The following is a 20,813-nucleotide window of genomic DNA, read 5'->3' as shown; positions in this document are numbered from 1 at the left end:
TCATCGGCTCAGAGTACTTCCGCGAAGGTCACCGTCCGGTCGGTGAGCAACGGCCACACGGTCTCCACGATCAACTCCTTGAAGTGCGCGGCAGACTTGTGCGCTTCGAAGCCGGCCTCGTCGGTGTACTGCTCGTACAACACGAAACTGCCCGGCGCGTCCGCCTCCGCGTGCACCTCGTACGCGAGGTTCGCGGGCTCCGCGCGCGTGTGCTCGCGGACCTTCAGCAGCGCGGCTCGCACCGTGGCCTCGTCCGAGGGGTCGCAGTGGTAGCGGGCGATGACTGCGTAGGCCATCTGTTCCTCCTGGTGGCTGGTTCTGCCCGCCGATTCCAGCACGGATCATGCGCCCGCCGACTCGCGCGCGGCGCAACCATTGCCTGCCGCCACGGGGCTGGTGACAGTGCCACGACATGGTGTGTCGTCACAGTCCGCACCCCTGTGGCCGTCAAAGAAAGTGACCTCCCATGCGAACCCTTGAAACCCTCGTGGGCGGGGAGTGGGTGACGACCGGCGAGTGGATCGACGTCCACGACCCGGCCGACGTCCGGACTCCGGTCGCCCGCATCCCCGCCCTCGCCGCCAAGGACGTCACCCGCGCCTACGACCACGCCGAGCGCGCCTTCGCCGTCTGGAAGCGCACCAGCCCCTTCGAGCGGGCGCAGATCTTCACCGACGCGGCCCGGCTGATCCGCGAGCGTGTCGACGAGATCGCCGCCGACGTGACCGCCGAGAACGGCAAGACCCGGGCCGAGGCCCGCGGTGAGACGCTGAAGGCCGCCGACTTCCTCGACTACTACGCGGGCCTCGCCCGCCAGGGCTACGGCAGCCTCCTGCACGACGTACGCCCGAACCACCGTACGCACACCCAGCGCGAGCCCATCGGCGTCATCCTGGTCATCAGCCCCTGGAACGACCCGCTGATCACCCCGGCCCGCAAGCTCGCCCCCCTGCTCGCGGCCGGCAACGCGGCCGTGTTCAAGCCGGCCACCGAAACCCCGGTCTCCGGGCTGCACTTCGCACGCGCCCTGCACGACGCGGGCCTGCCGGCCGGTGTGCTGAACGTGATCACGGGCCGTACGGGCGAGTTGGAGGAGGCCCTGCTCGACGACCCCCGGATCGTCGGGATCACCTTCACCGGCTCCAACGCCGTCGGCAACCGCATCCGCCGCCGCCTCGCCGACCGCAACGTCCGCTTCCAGGGCGAACTCGGCGGCAAGAACGCGTCCGTGGTGCTGAAGGACGCCGATCTCCCGGCCGCCGCCAAGGCCGTGGTCGCCGCCTCCTTCGGCCAGGCCGGCCAGCGCTGCACCGCCACCAGCCGGGTCATCGTCGAGCAGCCGGTGTACGAGGAGTTCACCCGTCTGCTGGTCGCCGAGGTCGAGGCACTCACGGTGGGCCCGGGCACCGACCCGGCGACCACGCTGTGCCCCCTGTCCAGCCCGAGGCAGCGGGACTCCGTCCTCGCCGACATCGCCAAGGCGCTCGCGCAGGGCGCCGCCGTCCTCACCGGCGGCACGGCCGACACCGAGGGCGAGCGGGAGCACGGCTGCTACGTCCGTCCGACCGTCCTCGCCGACGTCACCCCCGAGACGGCGATCTGGCGCGAGGAGGTCTTCGGCCCGGTCCTCGTCGTCCGCGCGGTCGACGGCTTCGCCGCGGCCGTGGAGGCCGTGAACGATTCCGACTTCGGGCTCGCCGCGGCCGTCTTCACCCGCGACCTGGGCGACGCGTACCGCTTCGCCGACGAGGTGGAGTGCGGCCAGGTCGCCGTCAACTCGACCACCACCGGTTGGGACGTCCACCTGCCCTTCGGGGGCTTCCGCGACTCCGGGACGGCGTACAAGGAGCAGGGGGACGAGGTGCTGCGCTTCTCGACCCGGGTGAAGACCGTTGCCGTCCATCTCGGGGAGCCGGCCCGTGGCTGACGAGACGATCGGCGTCGTCGGGGCCGGCATCGTGGGTCTTGCCACGGCCCGTGAGATCGCCCTGCGCCGCCCCGGCACCCGGGTCGTGGTCTTCGAGAAGGAGCAGGAGGTCTCGCTCCACCAGACCGGCCACAACTCGGGCGTCGTCCACGCGGGTATCTACTACAAGCCCGGCAGCCTCAAGGCCGACCTGACGGTGCGCGGAGTGTCCCTGCTCCGCGAGTACTGCCAGGACCGCGAACTGCCGTACCGGGAGATCGGCAAGCTGGTCGTGGCCGTCCGCGCGGACGAACTCGGCCGGATGAACGACCTCTATGAGCGGGCCAGGAACAACCACGTGCCCGACCTGAGAAGGATCTCCCGGGAGGAGATCCGCGAGATCGAGCCCCACGCCGGCGGCGTTGCTGCCCTGCACTCCCCGCGCACCGCGATCACCGACTACCCGGCGATCGCCCGGGCCTTCGCCAAGGACGTCATCGACTCCGGCGGCGAGGTCAGGCTGGGCTTCCCGGTCACGGGCCTCACCAACGTGCCCGGGGGCATCGAGGTGGCCTCGGGCCAGGAGAGGGTCCGGGTCGACCGGCTCATCCTGTGCGCGGGCCTTCACTCCGACGTCGTGGCGGGGCTCGCGCAGGACAAGAGGGAGCCGCGGATCGTCCCCTTCCGGGGCGAGTACATGCTGCTCAAGCCCGAGCGGACGAGCCTGGTGCGCGGCCTGATCTATCCCGTGCCGGACCCGCGCTATCCCTTCCTCGGCGTGCACTTCACGCCCCGCGTGGACGGCTCCGTCGAGGTCGGCCCCAACGCCGTCCTCGCGCTCGCCCGCGAGGGCTACGACCGGACCAAGGTCTCGCCGAAGGACCTGCTGGGTCTTGCCGCCTACCCCGGCGCCTGGAAGATGGCTGCCCAGCACTGGCGTACCGGGATCAAGGAGTACCGCGGCTCCTTCTCCGCGCCGTCCTTCATGAAGGACGCCAAGCTGTACGTCCCGGGCGTCGGCGTCAAGGACGTCGTCCGCGGCGGAGCCGGCGTGCGCGCCCAGGCGCTGGACCGGGACGGCACCCTCGTCGACGACTTCCGCATCCACGAGGTCGGCCGCGTCACCGCCGTACGCAACGCGCCCTCGCCCGCCGCCACGGCCTCGATGGCGATCGCCGAGCACATCGTCGACGCCGTCCTCGCATCCCGGGCAACCTGAAATCCCGCTGCTCAGACGGCCCTTACGTGCAACAACTGCTTGCGCTCCCAGGGGCTCCGCAAGGCCTGTGGGCCCGCCTAGCGTTCCACTCGCACCACCCCCCTCCTTCGAAGAGAGGGAAGGGAACTCCTCCGCAGAGAAAGAGCCCGACGATGTTCGTTGTCGACACGCAGATCCACATCTGGCTGGAAGAGTCCGCCGACCGCCCCTGGGTGCCCGGCGCGCGCGAGCGCATCCGCCTCAACGGCCACCGTGAGGACCCCTTCTCCTACGAGGAGGCCCTGGAGCTGATGGACGAGGCCGGCGTCAACCGGGCGCTGATCCTGCCGCCCTCCTGGGAGGGCGACCGCATCGACTACGCCCTGGAAGCCTGCGAGGCCCACCCCGACCGCTTCGGCATCATGGCCCGCGTCCCGCAGAACAAGCCCGAAGAGGGCAAGGCCATGCTGGCGGACTTCGCGCAGAACCCGCACGTGAAGGGCACCCGCCTCACCTTCCACCGGCCGCAGGACCGCAACTGGATGATCGACGGCACCAACGACTGGTACTGGCCGATCGCCGAGGAGCTCGGCATCCCCACGATGGTCCACGCCCCGATCTGGAAGCGCGAGCTGGGCGAGATCGCCGCCAAGCACCCCGAACTGAAGATCATCATCGACCACATGGGCATCATGGCCCGCTGCGTCGACGACGCGATCGGCTACTGGGTCGCGGAGACCGCCGACCTGGCCGCGCACCCCAACATCTACGTCAAGGTCTCGGCGCTGCCGGGCTACTCGACGCAGCCCTTCCCGAACAACAACATCCAGAAGTACGTGCGCGAGATGGTCGACAAGATGGGCCCGCAGCGCTGCTTCTACGGCACCGACATCACCCGCCTGCTCGGCCACGGCATCACCTACACCGACACGATCGAGCAGTTCACCAAGCACTGGGACTTCACGCCCGAGGAGCTTGAATGGATCATGGGCCGCGGTATCTCCGAGGTCCTGAACTGGCCGATCGAGGGCTGAGGAAGCACGAGAGATGACTGACCAGACCAACACCCCGGGCGCCGACGGCGGCGACGCTCTCGTAACCGCCTTCAACGCCGTCGGCGCCGACTACATCTTCTGCTCGTCCGGATCCGAGTGGGCCCCGGTGTGGGAGTCGCTGGCCCGCCGTCACCGGGACGGGCTGCCCTGCCCCGAGTACCTGGACCTGACCCACGAGACCGTCGCCGCCGGCATGGCCACCGGCTACGGCCTGGTCAAGCGCCGCCCCCAGGGCGTGCTGCTGCACGCCGCGCCAGGGCTGCTGCAGGGCTCGATGGCCGTGCACGGCGCGCTCCTCGCGGGCGTCCCGATGGTGGTGAGCTCGTCCGAGTCGACCACGTACGGCGACGGCCCCGGCCAGGATCCCGGCGGCCAGTGGTACCGCAACCTGTCCATCGTCGGCGGCCCGCACGGCGTGGCCCAGCCCTTCACCAAGTGGTCCACCGAAGCCGCCAGCGTCCACACCCTGCCCACGATGATCACCAGGGCGGCGGAACTGGCCTGGCGGGCCCCCGCCGGACCGGCGTACCTGAACATCCCGCTGGAGATCCTCCTGGAGGAGTGGGACGGCCGTGAGGCCAAGCCCGTCGTGGCGCCCGGCTCCACGCACAGCTCCCCGGAAGAGGTCGACCCCGTCGCCCAGCTGATCCGCGAGGCCGTGAACCCCGTGATCGTCACCGAGACGGCTGGCCGCGAGGCGGGCGGCTTCGAGGCCCTGGTGGCCTTCGCCGAGGCATGGAACATCCCGGTCGTCGAGCCCGACTCGGCGGTCTGCGGCAACTTCCCGCGCACCCACCCCCTCCACGCGGGCAGCGACATCGGCCCGTGGATGGACGAGGCGGACCTGATCCTCCTGGTCAACTGCCGCGCTCCCTTCTACCCGCCCTCGCGCCGGCCCGCCAAGGCGCAGGTCGTCGTCATCGACGAGGTGCCGCAGCGCCCCCACGTCGTCTACCAAGTCCTGTTCGCCGACCGGTACTTGGAGGGCAACGTCGCCAACACGCTGCGTCAGCTCACCAAGCGGGCGAAGGACCTCGACGAGACCGCCGTCGCCGCCCGTCGCGCGGCGCAGGAACAGCGCCACGCCGACCAGGAGGAGGCGACCGCCGGACTGGAGCGGCGGGTGGCGGCCGAGGCCCGGGGCATCGACCCGGTGGCCGTCGCGACGACCCTGCGCACCCTGCTCGACGGCAAGGACGCCATCGTCGTCGACGAGACCATCACCCACAGCCGAGTCGTCAAGCGCCACCTGCCGGCCACCGCCCCCGACTCGTACTTCTACGTGCAGGGCGGCCTCGGCCAGGGCATCGCGGTCGCGCTCGGCGTCAAACTCGCGGCCCGGGAACGCCCGGTGGTGCTCACGATCGGCGACGGCGCGTTCACCTACAACCCGGTCATCCCGTCGTACGACGCCTCGAAGGCCTACGACCTGCCGCTGCTGATCGTCGTCTTCAACAACCGTGTCTACAAGTCGATGAACCTCAACCACCGCCGCTTCTACCCCGAGGGCGCCGCCGCCGAGACCGGTGAATGGCTCGGCACCGACCTGCACCGGCTGCCCCGGCTCGCGCGGTTCGCCGAGCCGTTCGGGATGCACACCGAGACGGTCGACACGCCCGACGCCCTCGGGCCCGCCCTGGAGCGCGCGCTCAAGGCCGTGGCGGACGGCACCACGGCCGTCGTCGACGTCCTCGTCACCCGCTGAACAAGGAGTCCCATGACCAAGAAGCTCGTGCCCGCAGGGGAGTTGACGGACTTCTCCGCGGCCCTGCTGGAGAAGGGCGGCCTGAGCCCGGAGCACGCCCGCACCACCGCCGACGTGTTCGTCTGGGCCGCGCTGCGCGGCGTCGACTCGCACGGCATCGCCCGGGTCCCGGCCTATCTGGAGCTGCTCGCCAAGGGCGTCGCCAACGCGAGCCCGGACATCAAGGTCGAGTCCACCACCCCGGCCGCCGCCGTCCTCGACGCCGACCGCGCGCCCGGCCCGGTCGCCCTGAGCGCCGCCGCCGAGGAGGCCGTACGGCGGGCCAGGGAGACCGGCATCGCCTCCGTGGGCGTCCGCCGTACCGTGCACACCGGTGCCATCGGCTACTACGTGTCACGGATCGCCGAACAGGGCCTGGTCGGCCTCGGATTCGTGGCCGGCATGCCGAACATGGGCTATACCGGCGTCAAGGGCGCCGCCGTGGCCACCAGCCCGCTCGCCGTCGCCGTACCCGCCCGCGACCACGCCCCGCTGCTGCTCGACATGGCCACCGCCACCATCGCGCTGGGGAAGATCCGCCAGGCCAGGGCGAGCGGCACCCCGCTGCCGGAGGGCGCGGCCGCCACCGAGGACGGCACCCCCACCACCGACCCGGAGCAGGCCGTCATGCCGCTGCCGCTCGGCGGCGCCAAGGGCTCGGGCATGTCGCTCGCCTTCGAGCTATTGACGAGTGTGCTGGTCGGCGCGCCGATCTTCGCCTCGTTCCACTCGGACGACCCGCAGGGCCGCAAGCACCGGCAGAACGCCCTGCTCATCGCCGTGGACCCGGCGGCCTTCGGCGACCCGGACGCCTTCACGACCTCGGTGGACGAGACCCTGACCACCCTCAAGGGCCTGCCCAGCGAGAACGGCGTGTACTACCCCGGCGAGCGCAGCGCGGGCGTCGCCGCCGAGCGGGCCGCGCAGGGCATCCCGGTCGCACCGAAGGTGTGGCGCGAACTGACGGAGGCGGCGGAGAGGTTCGGCATCACCCCGCCCGCCTGAACGGACCGTCGCCGGCCCCCACGGGGGAGGGCCGGCGGCCCCGGACCGCCGTGGCAGACAGGAGCATCCGGCCGCATACGGTAAGGTTTACCTGCGAGTTCTCGCGGGACACCGCGGGGAAGAGCACCGGGACGTGGCGCAGCTTGGTAGCGCACTTGACTGGGGGTCAAGGGGTCGCAGGTTCAAATCCTGTCGTCCCGACTGGAGACAGTCGTAGGTGAGGGCCGGTTTCGGAGGCGTCCGAAACCGGCCCTTGATCATTCTTGGGGACCGGTTGGGGACAGCCGTGGCCGGCGATCCTGCGGAGGGCGCGGGGACGGTCCCGGAGCAGGACCATCCGGTGTGCACGGTCTAGGGGTTCTGGGCGAGGACGAGGTCCAGCGCGGCGCTCACATTGACCAGTCCCGGTCCGGTGGCTGTGTCGATGCCAGTGCGGGCGCGGTTGCCGAACCGCGGGTGATTGGTGCCGGTCCTGACGTCGGTGGCGGTCGAGGTGAGCGCCTTGGTCACTTGGGCGGGAGTCAGCCCCGGCCGGGCTCCGAGGAGTACGGCCACCGCTCCCGCGATCTGCGGTGCCGCGGCCGACGTGCCCGAGAACATGGCCCAGCCGTCCCTTGGGCTTGTGGTGTCGCCCGGGTCGCTGGTCGGGTCGCCCGGGTCGGCCAGGCTCTCGTCGACGTCGATCGCGCATCCGGGCGGCACCGGCAGCATCAGGTACTGGGCCCGGGGCTGCAGGCCGACCAGACCACACACGGTCGGCACGCGGACTCCGTCGATCCAGGGGCTGACGTATCCGCTCGCGTAGTTCGACGCGCGAAGTCGGCCGTTCTGCGCCGCGAACACTCCGCCTGCGGCGATCACTCCGGGCACCTGGGGTTCGATGGAGAACTGGCCGTTGCCCGCGGAGAAGACGACGACGATGCCTTGCTCCACCGCGTCCAGGATCTCCAGCGCGAAGACCACGTCGGCCTGACTCGGGCCTCCGAACGGGGGGAACTCCCCGTCTCCGCCCCACGAGTTGGTGAGAACTTGCGGGCGGTCTGCCTTGGCGCGCAGGAAGCCGGCCGTGGCGGCTGTGAGGTCGCCCCGCCGGTTGCTCGCGCGGTACGGGCGCAGCCGCGCGCCCGGAGCCACGGCGAAGATGTTCGCCGATTCCCCGGTGCCATGCCCGATCGGGTCCTCTGCGGGGCTGGTGCCGGGGACGAGTGCGACGGGCGGGGCGACGTCGTAGCCGTGGGCGGTGAAGTAGGCGTGCTCGGCCTGCCCCGTGTCCACCATGGCGACCTGCACACCGCGACCCTTGTGCCCCGCCTCATGCGCCGGGGTCGCGTTGAGCAGCCTGGCGACGTCGTCCGGGAGCGTGAGGTGGAACGCGTCGACGTCCGGCGGCTTGGCGTCGGCCGGGAGGAGACGCATGGGCGTGCGCGGACGCTCCAGGGCCACCGCCTCGATGGCGTCCTCGCCAGGTGCCGCGCCGATGCCGAGGGCGTCCGGTTGCCGGTCGCCGACGATGTCGAGGTGCGTGACGGAACGCTCCCGGTTCATGGGCCCCAGCTGCTCCACCTCGTAGCTGGCGATCCGCCCGCTGGTCAGCTGTTCGTACGAGGCCGGCGTACCGGCGACGGTGAAGCCCAGCCGGCTCTCGGCAGTCACGGTCAGCCCCGCTGTCCGTGCGTACTCCTTGGCGCGCTCCATGGCGTCACCCTCGGCGCGGAACGGCCTGGCCGAGGAGAAGCCGGTTGCCTGGGTCATCGGTACCCCGCCCTGCGAGCGGGCGGAGACATAGCCGTACACGGTGTCCGGGACGTCCTGTCCGTACTGGGGCGTTGTGGGGTTCGTCATCTGTCCTCCAGAAGCGGAGGCCCGGACGCACGAGCCACGGCAGCCGGTCACGAACTCCCGTCGCGGGCTCCGGGCGTGGGAATCGGCAGTTATCGTTTCAATCCTTGCATTTAGTGCATCAGCTGGCAAAAGATGCTAAAGGGTGTGCCGTGCGTGAAGCGGGGCCGTTGGTCCCTGATCTCAGGGCCCCGCAGGGACCGTTGGGCCCATCCGGAACCGGTTTCCCTCCCAGGATCATGTCGACGACATGAGCACGTGGGAAGGACACCGTCCGGTGGACGAGGTACAGATACAGCAGGTGGGGGCCGTGCGGCAGCGCGCCGCGGTCCCCGGGCGGACGGCGCAGCGGCCGTCGTGGGCGGAGTGGCTGACCACCACCGACCACAAGAAGATCGGGACGCTGTACCTGGTCAGCGCGTTCGTCTTCTTCGTGGTCGGCGGAGTGCTGGCGCTGATGATGCGCGCGGAGCTCGCCCGGCCCGGCCTTCAGGTCATGTCGAACGAGCAGTTCAACCAGGCGTTCACCATGCACGGCTCGATCATGCTGCTGATGTTCGCGATGCCGCTGTTCACCGGCTTCGCCAACTGGATCATGCCGCTCCAGATCGGCGCCCCCGACGTGGCCTTTCCCCGGCTGAACATGCTCGCCTTCTGGCTGTTCCTGTTCGGTTCGTCGATCGCCGCGTTCGGCTTCCTCACTCCGGACGGCGCCGCGAGCTTCGGCTGGTTCCTGTACGCGCCGCTGTCGGACGCCGTGCACTCGCCGGGCCTCGGCTCCGACCTGTGGATCATGGGTGTGGCGCTGTCCGGCTTCGGCAGCATCCTGGGCGCGGTCAACTTCATCACCACGATCATCTGCATGCGTGCCCCGGGCATGACGATGTTCCGCATGCCGATCTTCACCTGGAACGTGCTGCTGACCGCGCTGCTGGTCCTGATCGTGTTCCCGGTGCTGGCGGCGGCGCTGTTCGCGCTGGAGTGCGACCGCAAGTTCGGCAGCCACATCTTCGACTCGGCCAACGGCGGCGCGCTGCTGTGGCAGCACCTGTTCTGGTTCTTCGGCCATCCGGAGGTGTACATCCTGGCGCTGCCGTTCTTCGGCATCGTCTCCGAGGTGATCCCGGTGTTCAGCAGGAAGCCGATGTTCGGCTACATGGGGCTGATCGCGGCGACCATCGCGATCGCGGGTCTGTCCGTCACCGTGTGGGCGCACCACATGTACGTCACCGGCGGTGTGCTGCTGCCGTTCTTCTCCTTCATGACCTTCCTGATCGCGGTCCCGACCGGGGTGAAGTTCTTCAACTGGATCGGGACCATGTGGAAGGGCTCGCTGTCCTTCGAGACACCGATGCTGTGGACCACCGGCTTCCTCATCACCTTCGTCTTCGGCGGGCTGACCGGCGTGATCCTGGCGTCGCCGCCGATGGACTTCCATCTCTCCGACTCGTACTTCGTCGTCGCGCACTTCCACTACACGGTCTTCGGTACGGTCGTGTACGCGATGTTCGCCGGATTCCACTTCTGGTGGCCGAAGTTCACCGGCAAGATGCTCGACGAACGCCTCGGCAAGATCACCTTCTGGACGCTGACGACCGGCTTCCATCTCACGTTCCTGGTCCAGCACTGGCTCGGCGCCGAAGGCATGCCCCGCCGCTACGCGGACTACCTCGCCGCCGACGGCTTCACCGCCCTCAACACCCTGTCCACGATCGGCGCGTTCCTGCTGGGCCTGTCGATCCTGCCGTTCTTCTACAACGTCTGGAAGACCGCCCGGTACGGCAAGCAGGTCGAGGTCGACGACCCGTGGGGCTACGGCCGTTCCCTGGAGTGGGCGACCTCCTGCCCGCCGCCCCGGCACAACTTCACCACGCTGCCGCGGATTCGGTCCGAGTCCCCGGCGTTCGACCTGCACCACCCCGAGATCGCCGAGTTCGAGGCGGCGAAGTAGACCGTGGCCCACATGGTTCTGGGCCTGGGCCTTGTCGTGGTCACCGCCTCCGGCTGCGTCTGGTACCTGCCTGCCCTGGCCGACGTGCGCGCGGGAGACGACCGTCCTGTCCATCGCCGTACGGCGGCCCTGGCCTGCCTGACGGGCTGGGCCACGGCAGGGATCGCCGGCCTGCTGGTGCTCGCCGGGGCATGGTGGCCGGTGCCGGTCACGCCGGCCGTGGCGGGCGCGGCTGCCACGGCCGCCCTGCGGGTCCGCGCCGGTGTCCAGCACCGGCGTGAGGCGCGGGAGGCCGCCCGCCGCTGGGCGGCGCTGGAGCCCACCCCGCCCCGGCACGGCCGCGGCCGTCCACGGACCGCTGTCGCCGCCCTCGTGTCCTCCGGTGCCGTCGCCGCCCTGGCCGTCGCGACCCTGCTCGTGGCCGCCGGGCCCGAGAACGGACGGGACTGGCTGGTGGCCGCCGCGCTTCCGGCGGCGGTGGTCGGCGTGTTCCTCGTCCTCGCGGTCGCCTGCGCGCACCCGCAAGAGGGGAGCGGCAGCTTCCCGACGCGTCGGCGATGATCCGCCGGTCTGCCCGCGCCCCCGCACCGGGACCGGACCGACGGGCCCCTCCGTACGGGCTGTTCGGCCCTATGGGAGCCGGCGGCGCGGCCGTGACCATCGAGGGACCGGCCGGATCCGCCTGACGGCGCCCGGCCGTGCACCTGGCCCCACCCACCCGCACCTGCCCGAGGAGACCCATGCTTTCGCCCGAGTCGGCCGCCGTCGTACGAGCCACCCTGCCTGCCGTCGGCGGTGCACTGGACGAGATCACGAAGCGCTTCTACGGCACCATGTTCGCCGAACAGCCGGAACTGCTGGACGGGTTGTTCAACCGCGGCAACCAGGCCAGCGGCGAGCAGCGCCAAGCCCTTGCCGGATCCATCGCGGCCTTCGCCCAGGCGCTGCTGGCCGATCCCGACACGCGTCCGGACGCGCTGCTGGCCCGGATCGCCCACAAGCACGCCGCGCTCGGCGTGACCGAGGACCAGTACACGATCGTCCACAAGTACCTGTTCCGCGCCATCGGCGACGTCCTGGGGGAGGCGGTCACCCCTGAGGTGGCCGCGGCCTGGGACGAGGTGTACTGGCTGATGGCCGGTGCCCTCATCGCGCTGGAGGCCCGCCTCTACCACGAGGCGCAGGTCGACCCCCGTAAGCCGTGGCGGCAGTGGACCGTGATCGAGCGGCGCGAGGAGACCCCGGACGTGGCCTCCTTCCTGCTGCGCCCGGCCGACGACACCCCGCTGCCGGCGGCCCGCGCCGGGCAGTACGTCAGCGTCCGCGCGCTCATGCCCGACGGCGTCCACCAGACCCGCCAGTACAGCCTGTCCAACGCGCCCGGCGACCGGCTGCGCCGCATCACCGTCAAGCGGGTCGCGAGCGTCGCCGACACCCCCGCGGGCGAGGTCTCCGGCCAACTGCACCGCACCGTCCGGGCCGGCGACGAACTCACCCTGTCGGCGCCGTTCGGCGACGTGGCGCTCGACGACTCCGCCGCCCCGCTGCTGCTGGTGTCGGCCGGTATCGGCTGCACCCCGATGGTCGGCATGCTGGAGCACCTCGCCGCCACCGGAGCGACCCGCCCGGTGTGGGTCCTGCACGCCGACCGCTCGCCGGGCGACCACGCCCTGCGCGCGGACACGGACCGCGCCCTGGGTGAACTGCCCGGCGCCCGGGCGCAGTTCTGGTACGAGCAGGACGCTGCTGGTGAACCGGGCGCCCGCGTCGGCCTGATGGACCTCGCCGAGCTGGACCTGCCCGCCGACGCCGACGTCTACCTGTGCGGCTCGCTGCCGTTCATGCGCGCCGCACGCACCCAGCTGCTCCGCGCCGGCATCCCGGCCCGGCACATCCGGTACGAGGTCTTCGGCCCCGACCTGTGGCTGGCCCACGGGGAGGACTGACCCGTACGTCCGTCACCCGGGCAGCATCGTCAACAGCATGACGGTGGGTTCCGTGGCCCGCACGGTGTGCGGCAGCCGGGCGGGCAGATGGACCCAACTGCCGGGCGTCGCCTCGGTCTTCTCGTCGCCGAGCGTCAACTCCAGACGGCCGCGGACGACCTGGACGACGACGGGCAGGGCCGAGGTGTGCTCGGTGAGTTCCTGTCCTGCGGCGAACGCGAAGCCGACCACGCGCAGCCGGTCGTCGCGGTACAGGACGCGGCTGAGCGTGCCGTCCTCGGCGAGCGGGAGTTCGGCGGCCAGGTCGGTGATCACGGTGGCGGGCATGACGGTTCCTCCTCGGAGAGTTCAGTCGGTGGGCACGGCGACCAGGCTGATCGCGCCCAGGTGGGCCCGGTGGCGGCGGAAGACACGGCGCATCCCCGTCACCCGGCGGCGGGCCGCCGGATCGCGCAGGGCGCGGCCGACGATGCCCAGGGCGTGCCCGATCCCCTCGTCCGCGACGAGCCGGCGCGGTTCGAGCAGTGCCATGGGCGCCGTCCGGCGGGCGGTGACGGTGAAGCCCTCGTCGGCGAGGAGTTCGCTCCAGTCGGCCGGGGTGAGCGGGCGGGCGCCGACGTGGATGGCCTCGGCGAGGTCCGCGGTGATCCGGTCGGCGAGCTCCGGGTCGATGTCGTCGGGCAGCAGGCACAGTTCATGGACGGCGTACCGGCCGACGGAGCCGTCGAGCAGGCGGCGCGCCTCCCGTACGACGCGCCGCTTCGCGGGATAGGGCTGCATGGTCAGCATCGCCTCCCCGTACACGGCGGTGGCGCTGCCGGCCGGCAGACCGGTGTCCGCGGCGTCGGCCCGCACGGCGCCGACCTCGGTGCTTCCGGGGGCGGTCAGCAGGCCCAGGCGGGCCACCGCGGCGGCGTCGCGGTCGACGGCGGTGTACGAGGCCGGGCCGCGCTCCAGTGCGAGCCGGGCGGTGGCGCCGAGGCCGGCGGCCAGTTCGACCACCCGGTCGTCGCGGCCGACGGCCAGGCTGTCGAGCATCCAGCGCGTCAACTCCACGCCGCCGGGCCGCAGGACACGCTTGCCGAGACGGGCCAGCAGCCAGTGGCCGGGCATACGGGCGGGGTCAAGACCCTCGCCCGGCACGGGGACGTTCTTGCGGGTGGACGCGTCGTGGTTCGTGGTCGCCATGGGCGTGCCTCGCTCTCTGCCTGCACTTCCGGCGTTACTTAGGTGAGCCTAAGTTCTCCGGGTGGGCGGTGTGCGGGGCCGAAGGTCCCGGGCCGTCCCGCCGACCGGCCCGATCACGGCAAGCTGCTCCAGTACGTCCAGAAGCGCGTGAGGATCAGCATCGCGATCACGCCGTACCAGGCGCCCAGAAGCAGCCAGTGCGACTCCAGAACCACGGTGAGCAGACCGCGGCCGCGGGCCGGTACGGGGATGACGCCGTGCCGGAGGTTGTGCAGCGTCACGTACCAGAACAGGGCGATGGTGACGGTCCAGACCACGGCACAGTACGGACAGAGGCGGTTGAGCTCGTACAGCGACTGCCAGATCAGCCAGTGGGCGAAGCCGACCCCGACGAGCGCCCCGGCGTTCAGGGCGAGCCACAACGCCCGGTGCAGACGCGCGCCGGTGAGCACGGCCACCCCGAGGGCGGTGACCGCGGCGAAGGCGGCGAGGCCGAGGAGCATGTTGGGGAAGCCGAACAGATTGCCCTGCCAACTGGCCATCGCGCTGCCGCAGCCAACCACCGGGCTGATGTCGCAGGAGGGCTGGTAGGCCGGGTCCTTGAGCAGCCGCCAGTCGTCGACCGTGAGGCGGAAGGAGGCGAGCCAGCCGATGATGCCGGTCACCGTCAACAGCCGGCCGATCCGCTGCCCCGGGGGTGCCGCGCTACGGCTCCTGTGGTTCATGCGACCGGACGCTAGAGGGGCATCACCGAAGCCACCTGGGCCGAACAGCCCTGTGATGTCCGGCCGTTCGGCCCTGTTCGAGAGCGGTGATCGAGGACCGGCGACGCCGCCCCTGGGGCCGCCCGGCCCAGGTGGCGGTGCGGGCCGCCCGGTGATGCTGAGGCGTGGCCGACCGTGAGGCACTGAGCCGCGTCCTCCAAGTCCTCCTGTGCCGAGGGCCGCGCGGGAGGCGCGGCGCGCTCCCGGTACGGCCACCGTCCGGCCGTCCCTCTGTCACCGTCCGGACGCGTGGTCCGCCACGTCCCCGGCACGCCGGCGCCCCGTCCCGCGCCGGTCGCCGCCCGGGACGTGGCGGACCGAGAAGCCACCACCCGCACCGGCCGGTCCGACCGGTCATGAACCGCTGGAGACGCTTCCATGAGTGCTCTCATCCTCGCGTCGGTCCCCGAGGACGCCACGGCGCTCGAAGCCGCCGAGGCCCATCACGCCCGTACGGCCGGGGAGTTGGCCGCCCGCGTGGCCCTCCTGAGTACCGCGGCGGGCACCGACCCGAGCGCCGCCGAGAGGCTCCGCGCGGGACTCGTGGCCTTCTGCGACCGTGAACTGCTGCCGCGCACGGCCGCCGAGGAGGCCGCCCTCTACCCCGCGGCGCGGGCCCTGCCCGACGCCCGCCTGCTGATCGTGAGCCTGGTCGCCGAGCACCGCTGCCTCGCCGCCCTGGTCGATTCCCTGCGTACGTCCGCCACCGCTGCGGACGCGGCGGCCGACGCCCGCGCCCTTCAGGTCCTCGTCGAGGAACACACGGCGAAGGAGAACGGACTCGTACTGCCGCTGCTCGCCATGGCGCCCGGCGTCTCCCTGGCCGCGCTCCTCGCCGAACTGCACGACCGGCTCGGACCGGAGGCCGACGGCGAGGAAACAGCCGTCTGCGGCTGCGGAGACGCCGACGGCGAGCCCGTACCCGAACTGGACGTACGCGGCGTTCCGCACGCCCTGCGCCACGCCGCCGTGTTCGGCGCCCTCGACGCCGTACCGGTGGGCAGCGCGATGGTGCTGGTCGCGCCGCACGACCCGGTGCCGCTGCTCGCGCAGATCGAGGACCGCAGCCCCGGGATGTTCTCCGTCGAGTACCTGGACCGGGGCCCCGAGGCCTGGCGACTCCGGCTCAACCACCGCTGACGCCGACCCGAACGAAGACGAAGGAAGACACGTGATGAATGCTGTGCACCGCCCGGCCGCCGCCCTGATCGGCCTGGCCGGTCTCGCCCTGGGCGCCGCCGGTCCGGTCATGCTGCTGCGCGCCCGACGCGGCCGCAAGGAGATACGGGCGGAGCTGGCCGCCCAGCGGATCACGTTCCCGGACCACGGCCTCCCCGCCCACCTGGCCCGTTTCGCCGGCAGCCCCGTGCAGACCGGCGGCACGGCGCACGCCTACGCCGAGCTCATCAAGGACCATCTCGCCCAGGCCACCGCCGGCCGCACCTACGCCGAGATCACCGAAGAACTGCACGCCACGGGCAACGACGACGAGAAGCTCGCCCAGCTGCGCCAGACGGCGTTCATGGGCGAAACCCTGCGCGCCTCCCTGCTCTCCGCCTACCAGGCATGGCACCTCACCACCCTGGTCGCCGGGCTGGGCGCCCTGCTGACCGGTACGGGGGCGGCCCTCGTGGCCACCGCCGACGTGCTGCGAGCCCGCCCCTGACAGGAGAGGGACCCTCGGCCCACCCGCGAGGGACTCTCGGCCGAGGCAGCGGCCTCGTGCGGCACTGCATGCTGGCCGCGATCGAACCGGAGGTACCAGAGGTGTACGACCGCAACGGGCGCCCGCCCGGACCGTTCCGCCGTCCCTGCGCCGGGCGTCCGCGTCGCGTTGCCCGGTCCGGTCACCGTGCGGCCGCCCGCCGCGTCTGCCCCGACTCCCGGGCGGCCGGACGCACGACAGGCACCGGTGCGGCGCGGAGGACCCGGTGAGCGGCGCCCGGGCGATCCGCCGCCAGCACCAGGACGTCGAGGACCGGCCGTTCATCGTGATCTGGGAGTCCACCCGGGCCTGCCCGCTGGCCTGTCTGCACTGCCGCGCCGAGGCCGTGCCCGACCGCGACCCGCGCGAACTGGACACCGCCGCGGCCAAGGCGCTGCTGCGCCAGGTCGCCGCGTTCGGGCGCCCGGCCCCGCTGTTCGTGATCACCGGCGGAGACCCGTTCCAGCGCCCCGACCTGACCGAACTCATCGCCTACGGCACGGAAGTGGGCGTCCGTATCGCCGTCTCGCCCTCCGGCACGCCCACCCTCACCCCGGAGCGGCTGCGGGAGGTGCACGCGGCGGGCGCGGTCGGGCTCTCGCTCAGCCTGGACGGGTCCACCGCCGCCCTGCACGACACTTTCCGCGGGGTGCCCGGTGTCTACCGGTGGACGCTGGACGCCTGGGACACTGCCCGCGCGCTCGGCATGAAGGTGCAGATCAACACCACCGTCGCCCGGCACAACCTGCACGACCTGCCGGACATCGTCCGCCTGGTCCGCGACCACGGAGCGATGCTGTGGAGCGCGTTCTTCCTGGTGCCCACCGGTCGCGGACGCCAACTCGGCACCCTGACACCGGCCGAGACCGAGGACGTCCTCAACTTCGTCCACGACATCGGCCTGACCGTGCCCGCCAAGACCACCGAGGCCCACCACTTCCGCCGCGTCGCCCTCCAGCGCCGGGTCCTCGCGGACCTGGGGGAGGACCATGTGACGGCGCTGGAACTCGGCCCGCTGTACCGGCAGTTGCGCGCACGCGCCGTCGAACTCGGCCTCGACACCGGCGGCCGGCGGGCCCGGCGGCCCCCGCTCGACGTCAACGCCGGGCGCGGCTTCGTCTTCGTCTCCCACACCGGCACCGTGCACCCCAGCGGGTTCCTGCCCCTGGGCGCGGGCAATGTGCGCACCCGGCCGCTGACCGAGATCTACCGCACCTCGGAACTGTTCACCGGCCTGCGCGACGCCGACCGGCTCGGCGGCCGGTGCGGAGCCTGCGAGTTCCGCCGGGTCTGCGGCGGCTCACGGTCCCGCGCGTACGGCGTCACCGGAGACCCGTACGCCGAGGAGCCCTGGTGCGGCTACCGCCCCGGGTCCTTCCCCCACCGGCGTGAGCTGGCGGCGCTGCTCGCGGGTGGCGCCTCTGCGCACCGAGGAGCAACGTGACCGGCAAGCACGACACCCCACCACCCAGCAGGTTCAAGCGGTCCGGTCCGAAGGCCCGTCATCTGCGCGCCCACATCCTGGTCGTGGCATGGCTGGCACTGGCCCTCCTGGCCGACACCGCCCAGCAGTCGCTCCCCGTTGCCCGCTGGCTGGCGATCCACCTGTTCCTGCTGGGCGCCGCCACCACCGCCATCGTGGTCTGGAGCGAGCACTTCGCCGTCGCCCTGCTGCACGCCGATCTGCCCGACGGGCGGTGGAGCAACGGCAGGCTCGCCGCGGTGAACCTCGCCGTGGCGGGAGTCCTGGTCGGCGTATGGGCCGATCTTCCGGTCCTGGTCGCTGCGGCCTGCGCGCTGCTCGTCGCCGCGATCACCGCGCATCTGGTCGTGCTGGTGCGCCTGGGCCGGGGCGCGCTGGGCGGTCGCCTCGCCCCCGTCATCGGCTTCTACCGCGCGGCCGCCGCCGCGCTCGTCCTGGGTGCGGTACTGGGGTGGCTGCTGGCCACCGGCCGTGCCGGTGCGCAGAGTTACACGGGGCTGCGGTCGGCCCACATCCACGTCACCCTGCTCGGCTGGATCGGACTGCCCGTGCTGGGCACCCTGTTCATGCTGTGGCCCACCGTGCTGGGCGTGCGCATGGCCGAGCGCACCACCCAGGTCGCCCGCTGGGTGCTGGCGTTGACCGGCGGTGGTCTTGTGACCGCGGTCGTCGCGCTGGTGGCCGGTCAGCGCTGGGCGGCCGTGGCCGGTGTCGGGCTCTACGCCGCCGGAGTGGGCGTCGCGGTGGAACTGTTCGCCCGTACGCTGCGCCGCCGTAGCCCGGTCTCGGCGGCGGCCGCCTGGATGCTGGGCTGCGCCGCCGGATGGCTGCTGGCCGGAGTCGTGGCGGACGGGGTGATCCTGGCCGCCGAGCCGCTCGTCGAGGCGCAGGAGAGCCTTCTGCTGCCGGTGTGGCTCGCCGGGTTCGTCGCGCAGGTGCTGATCGGCGCCCTGACCTATCTGCTGCCGATCGTACTGGGCACGGGTCCGAAGGAACGGGCGGCGCTGCGGGCCGTGTTGGAGCGCGGGTGGGCGATCCGCCTGGCGACCCTCAACGCCGGAGTCGCGCTGTGGGTGCTGCCGTTGCCCGACCCGGCCGGCACGGCGGGCCCGGCGCTGGCCGCGGTCACCGGGGCGGCGTTCCTCGCGCTGGCGGTGTCGGTGCTTGCGGGCCGCGGCGCGGCGGAGCACCGGCCGGTCCTCTGGGGCACGGCTGCCGGAGCGGCACTGACCGTGCTGGCCGTGGTCGTGGCGAACAGCGGCGGGGATACGAGCGGCCCGGCCGTCGCCGCCGGCGCGGGCGGCGGTGGCGGCGCCGTCACCCGCACCGTCGACGTCACCCTGGCGAACATGCGCATCCGTCCGGCCCGTATCGAAGTCGCCGAGGGGACGGTCCTGCGGCTGAAGGTCACCAACGCCGACGCCCAACGCCACGACCTGAAGGTGGCGGACGGCCCCGCCACCCCGCTGCTCGCCCGGGGCGCCGGCCACACCCTCGACCTCGGACCGGTCACCGAGGACCGCGAGGCATGGTGCACCCTGCCCGGGCACCGCGCGGCCGGGATGACCCTGGACATCACCGTCAAGGACAGCGGCGGGGGACACGACGGACACGCCGCCACCGCGGGCGACCCCACCGGCCCGGACCTCTCCGCCGACTTCTCCACCGGCTGGAAACCCCGCACGGCCGAACTGGCCCCCGCGCCCGCCGGCACGGTCCACAAGGCCGAACTGCACGCCGCGCACCGCACCGTCGAGGTCGCCCCGGGCGTGAAACAGCAGATGTGGACCTTCGGCGGCACCGCCCCGGGTCCCACCCTGCGCGGCAAGGTCGGCGACGTCTTCGAGATCACCCTGGTCAACGACGACCACGGCATGGGCCACGGCATCGACTTCCACGCCGGCTCCCTCGCCCCCGACCGGCCCATGCGCACCCTCCGGCCGGGCGAGCGCCTGGTCTACCGCTTCCGCGCGGAGAAGGCCGGAGCATGGCTGTACCACTGCAGCACCGCACCCATGCTCCAGCACATCGGCAACGGCATGTACGGCGCCGTCGTCATCGACCCGCCCGGCCTGAGGAAGGTGGACCACGAGTACGTCCTCGTCTCCTCCGAGCTCTATCTCGGTACCCCGGGCAGCACCGCGCAGGTGACGAAGATGCGCGCCAACACCCCCGACGCCTGGGCCTTCAACGGGATCGCCGCCCAGTACGCCAAGAGCCCGCTGACCGCGAAGGCGGGGGAGCGGGCCCGGTTCTGGGTGGTCGCCGCGGGACCGAGCGACGGCGTCGCCTTCCATGTCGTCGGCACGGTCTTCGACACCGTGTACAAGGAGGGCGCCTACCTGCTGAGACCCGACCGGGCGGGCGGCGCACAGGTCCTCGACCTGGCACCCGCACAGGGCGGCTTCGTGGAGACGGCCTTCCCCGAGGCCGGCCACTACTCCTTCGTCGACCACGACATGCGGCACGCCGAATCCGGTGCGCACGGCGTGGTGGAGGTGAGGGAGTAGTGGACACCGTCGGCCTGTGGTCCCTGGTGCGCTTCGCCCACGTGGCCGGGGCGGCCCTGTGGGTCGGCGGGCAACTGGCCCTCTCCCTGGTCGTCCTGCCGCTGGCCCGCCGCATGCTCGCCCCGGAGGCGAAGGACCGCTTCACCGCCGAGGCGGGCCGCCGCTTCGGCCTCCTGACCGGCGCGGTGTTCCTGCCGGTGCAGCTCGGCACGGGCTGGGCCATGGCCTGGCACAAGGGCGTCACCTGGACCTCCCTCACCGAACCCGGCTACGGCCGCACCCTCGCGGCCAAACTCGCCCTCTTCGTCCTGGTCATGCTGGCCGCGGCCGGCCACGGCATCGCCCACGCCAAGAACCGCACCGACCTGGCACGCGCCCTGGCCGTGGTCTCCCTGGTCGGCTCCCTCGGCGTGGTCCTCCTGGCGACGGCGCTGCCCGCCACGTAACCCTGTCCCCACCGAAGTCCCGGGCCCCTCGGCCCCCGGCCAGGGACCGCCGACCCTCGTCCTCGGCCCGTCG

Annotated in this window: 17 protein-coding genes, 1 tRNA gene and 1 pseudogene; 14 read left to right on the top strand and 5 right to left on the bottom strand. The window is 72.1% G+C overall.

Annotated elements, in window-relative coordinates; genetic code table 11:
• Positions 1 to 8: 8 nt before the first annotated feature.
• A complete protein-coding gene (locus AB0Q90_RS04645; RefSeq protein ID WP_363158979.1) occupies positions 9 to 296 on the bottom strand; it encodes a putative quinol monooxygenase in 288 nt (95 codons plus the stop codon).
• 170 nt (positions 297 to 466) lie between these two features.
• Between AB0Q90_RS04645 and AB0Q90_RS04640 the strand changes: the two genes are divergently transcribed.
• The 6 genes from AB0Q90_RS04640 (at position 467) to AB0Q90_RS04615 (ending at position 7,109) form a co-directional block, all read left to right on the top strand.
• Positions 467 to 1,927: an aldehyde dehydrogenase family protein gene (locus AB0Q90_RS04640; protein WP_363158978.1), complete on the top strand. Its 1,461-nt coding sequence runs from the start codon at positions 467 to 469 to the stop codon at positions 1,925 to 1,927.
• Positions 1,920 to 3,125: an L-2-hydroxyglutarate oxidase gene (lhgO, locus tag AB0Q90_RS04635; RefSeq protein ID WP_363158977.1), complete on the top strand. Its 1,206-nt coding sequence runs from the start codon at positions 1,920 to 1,922 to the stop codon at positions 3,123 to 3,125. The genes AB0Q90_RS04640 and lhgO overlap by 8 nt, the downstream gene beginning before the upstream one ends.
• 152 nt (positions 3,126 to 3,277) lie before the next feature.
• Positions 3,278 to 4,138 carry an amidohydrolase family protein gene (locus AB0Q90_RS04630; RefSeq protein ID WP_363158976.1) on the top strand — a complete coding sequence of 287 codons (861 nt, stop codon included), beginning with the start codon at positions 3,278 to 3,280 and terminating at the stop codon, positions 4,136 to 4,138.
• A 13-nt stretch (positions 4,139 to 4,151) separates the two neighbouring features.
• Positions 4,152 to 5,864 carry a thiamine pyrophosphate-dependent enzyme gene (locus AB0Q90_RS04625; RefSeq protein WP_363158975.1) on the top strand — a complete coding sequence of 571 codons (1,713 nt, stop codon included), beginning with the start codon at positions 4,152 to 4,154 and terminating at the stop codon, positions 5,862 to 5,864.
• 12 nt (positions 5,865 to 5,876) lie between these two features.
• The gene (locus tag AB0Q90_RS04620; RefSeq protein WP_363158974.1) at positions 5,877 to 6,908 is read left to right on the top strand and encodes an Ldh family oxidoreductase; all 1,032 of its coding nucleotides are present in this window, start codon (positions 5,877 to 5,879) and stop codon (positions 6,906 to 6,908) included.
• Positions 6,909 to 7,035: 127 nt separating this feature from the next.
• Positions 7,036 to 7,109: transfer RNA gene (locus AB0Q90_RS04615), tRNA-Pro, on the top strand.
• A 150-nt stretch (positions 7,110 to 7,259) separates the two neighbouring features.
• On the opposite strand, the gene AB0Q90_RS04610 is transcribed toward AB0Q90_RS04615, so the two are convergent.
• Positions 7,260 to 8,750: a S8 family serine peptidase gene (locus AB0Q90_RS04610; RefSeq protein ID WP_363158973.1), complete on the bottom strand. Its 1,491-nt coding sequence runs from the start codon at positions 8,748 to 8,750 to the stop codon at positions 7,260 to 7,262.
• A 361-nt stretch (positions 8,751 to 9,111) separates the two neighbouring features.
• Between AB0Q90_RS04610 and ctaD the strand changes: the two are divergent.
• The 3 genes and pseudogenes from ctaD to AB0Q90_RS04595 form a co-directional block, all read left to right on the top strand.
• Positions 9,112 to 10,698, top strand: a pseudogene (gene ctaD, locus AB0Q90_RS04605) (cytochrome c oxidase subunit I); the annotation flags it as partial.
• Between the two features lie 12 nt (positions 10,699 to 10,710).
• Positions 10,711 to 11,259 (top strand): hypothetical protein, encoded by a 549-nt coding sequence (locus AB0Q90_RS04600; RefSeq protein ID WP_363158972.1) that lies wholly within the window; start codon positions 10,711 to 10,713, stop codon positions 11,257 to 11,259.
• A gap of 179 nt (positions 11,260 to 11,438) precedes the next feature.
• A complete protein-coding gene (locus AB0Q90_RS04595; protein WP_363158971.1) occupies positions 11,439 to 12,644 on the top strand; it encodes a globin domain-containing protein in 1,206 nt (401 codons plus the stop codon).
• A 12-nt stretch (positions 12,645 to 12,656) separates the two neighbouring features.
• Here AB0Q90_RS04595 and AB0Q90_RS04590 read toward each other — a convergent pair whose 3' ends face one another.
• The 3 genes from AB0Q90_RS04590 to AB0Q90_RS04580 form a co-directional block, all read right to left on the bottom strand.
• Positions 12,657 to 12,971: a cupin domain-containing protein gene (locus AB0Q90_RS04590; protein ID WP_363158970.1), complete on the bottom strand. Its 315-nt coding sequence runs from the start codon at positions 12,969 to 12,971 to the stop codon at positions 12,657 to 12,659.
• A gap of 21 nt (positions 12,972 to 12,992) precedes the next feature.
• Positions 12,993 to 13,832: a methyltransferase domain-containing protein gene (locus AB0Q90_RS04585; protein WP_363158969.1), complete on the bottom strand. Its 840-nt coding sequence runs from the start codon at positions 13,830 to 13,832 to the stop codon at positions 12,993 to 12,995.
• Positions 13,833 to 13,945: 113 nt separating this feature from the next.
• Positions 13,946 to 14,557: a vitamin K epoxide reductase family protein gene (locus AB0Q90_RS04580; protein ID WP_363158968.1), complete on the bottom strand. Its 612-nt coding sequence runs from the start codon at positions 14,555 to 14,557 to the stop codon at positions 13,946 to 13,948.
• Positions 14,558 to 14,974: 417 nt separating this feature from the next.
• Between AB0Q90_RS04580 and AB0Q90_RS04575 the strand changes: the two genes are divergently transcribed.
• The 5 genes from AB0Q90_RS04575 (at position 14,975) to AB0Q90_RS04555 (ending at position 20,740) form a co-directional block, all read left to right on the top strand.
• The gene (locus AB0Q90_RS04575) at positions 14,975 to 15,736 is read left to right on the top strand and encodes a DUF2249 domain-containing protein (RefSeq protein ID WP_363158967.1); all 762 of its coding nucleotides are present in this window, start codon (positions 14,975 to 14,977) and stop codon (positions 15,734 to 15,736) included.
• A gap of 34 nt (positions 15,737 to 15,770) precedes the next feature.
• Entirely contained in the window at positions 15,771 to 16,262 is a 492-nt protein-coding gene (locus AB0Q90_RS04570) for a hypothetical protein (RefSeq protein ID WP_363158966.1), read from the top strand.
• 265 nt (positions 16,263 to 16,527) lie between these two features.
• On the top strand, positions 16,528 to 17,745 hold the full coding sequence (locus tag AB0Q90_RS04565; protein ID WP_363158965.1) for a TIGR04053 family radical SAM/SPASM domain-containing protein: 1,218 nt from the start codon (positions 16,528 to 16,530) through the stop codon (positions 17,743 to 17,745).
• Positions 17,742 to 20,294: a multicopper oxidase domain-containing protein gene (locus AB0Q90_RS04560; RefSeq protein ID WP_363158964.1), complete on the top strand. Its 2,553-nt coding sequence runs from the start codon at positions 17,742 to 17,744 to the stop codon at positions 20,292 to 20,294. Before AB0Q90_RS04565 ends, AB0Q90_RS04560 begins: the two co-directional genes overlap by 4 nt.
• A complete protein-coding gene (locus AB0Q90_RS04555; protein ID WP_363158963.1) occupies positions 20,294 to 20,740 on the top strand; it encodes a hypothetical protein in 447 nt (148 codons plus the stop codon). Before AB0Q90_RS04560 ends, AB0Q90_RS04555 begins: the two co-directional genes overlap by 1 nt.
• Positions 20,741 to 20,813: the final 73 nt, after the last annotated feature.

It is taken from the genome of Streptomyces sp. NPDC079141 (genome assembly GCF_040686775.1).
Classification (GTDB): domain Bacteria; phylum Actinomycetota; class Actinomycetes; order Streptomycetales; family Streptomycetaceae; genus Streptomyces.
Note: the sequence above shows the minus strand (reverse complement) of the source record. Positions and strands in the feature narration are given on the sequence as shown.

What these genes read in the sequence shown, in the direction of transcription:
- AB0Q90_RS04590 (WP_363158970.1), bottom strand. Translation starts at nt 12,971, where the DNA reads ATGCCCGCCACCGTGATCACCGACCTGGCCGCCGAACTCCCGCTCGCC.
- AB0Q90_RS04600 (WP_363158972.1), top strand. Translation starts at nt 10,711, where the DNA reads ATGGTTCTGGGCCTGGGCCTTGTCGTGGTCACCGCCTCCGGCTGCGTC.
- AB0Q90_RS04630 (WP_363158976.1), top strand. Translation starts at nt 3,278, where the DNA reads ATGTTCGTTGTCGACACGCAGATCCACATCTGGCTGGAAGAGTCCGCC.
- AB0Q90_RS04625 (WP_363158975.1), top strand. Translation starts at nt 4,152, where the DNA reads ATGACTGACCAGACCAACACCCCGGGCGCCGACGGCGGCGACGCTCTC.
- AB0Q90_RS04595 (WP_363158971.1), top strand. Translation starts at nt 11,439, where the DNA reads ATGCTTTCGCCCGAGTCGGCCGCCGTCGTACGAGCCACCCTGCCTGCC.
- AB0Q90_RS04640 (WP_363158978.1), top strand. Translation starts at nt 467, where the DNA reads ATGCGAACCCTTGAAACCCTCGTGGGCGGGGAGTGGGTGACGACCGGC.
- AB0Q90_RS04610 (WP_363158973.1), bottom strand. Translation starts at nt 8,750, where the DNA reads ATGACGAACCCCACAACGCCCCAGTACGGACAGGACGTCCCGGACACC.
- AB0Q90_RS04620 (WP_363158974.1), top strand. Translation starts at nt 5,877, where the DNA reads ATGACCAAGAAGCTCGTGCCCGCAGGGGAGTTGACGGACTTCTCCGCG.
- AB0Q90_RS04585 (WP_363158969.1), bottom strand. Translation starts at nt 13,832, where the DNA reads ATGGCGACCACGAACCACGACGCGTCCACCCGCAAGAACGTCCCCGTG.
- AB0Q90_RS04645 (WP_363158979.1), bottom strand. Translation starts at nt 296, where the DNA reads ATGGCCTACGCAGTCATCGCCCGCTACCACTGCGACCCCTCGGACGAG.
- AB0Q90_RS04580 (WP_363158968.1), bottom strand. Translation starts at nt 14,557, where the DNA reads ATGAACCACAGGAGCCGTAGCGCGGCACCCCCGGGGCAGCGGATCGGC.
- AB0Q90_RS04575 (WP_363158967.1), top strand. Translation starts at nt 14,975, where the DNA reads ATGAGTGCTCTCATCCTCGCGTCGGTCCCCGAGGACGCCACGGCGCTC.
- AB0Q90_RS04570 (WP_363158966.1), top strand. Translation starts at nt 15,771, where the DNA reads ATGAATGCTGTGCACCGCCCGGCCGCCGCCCTGATCGGCCTGGCCGGT.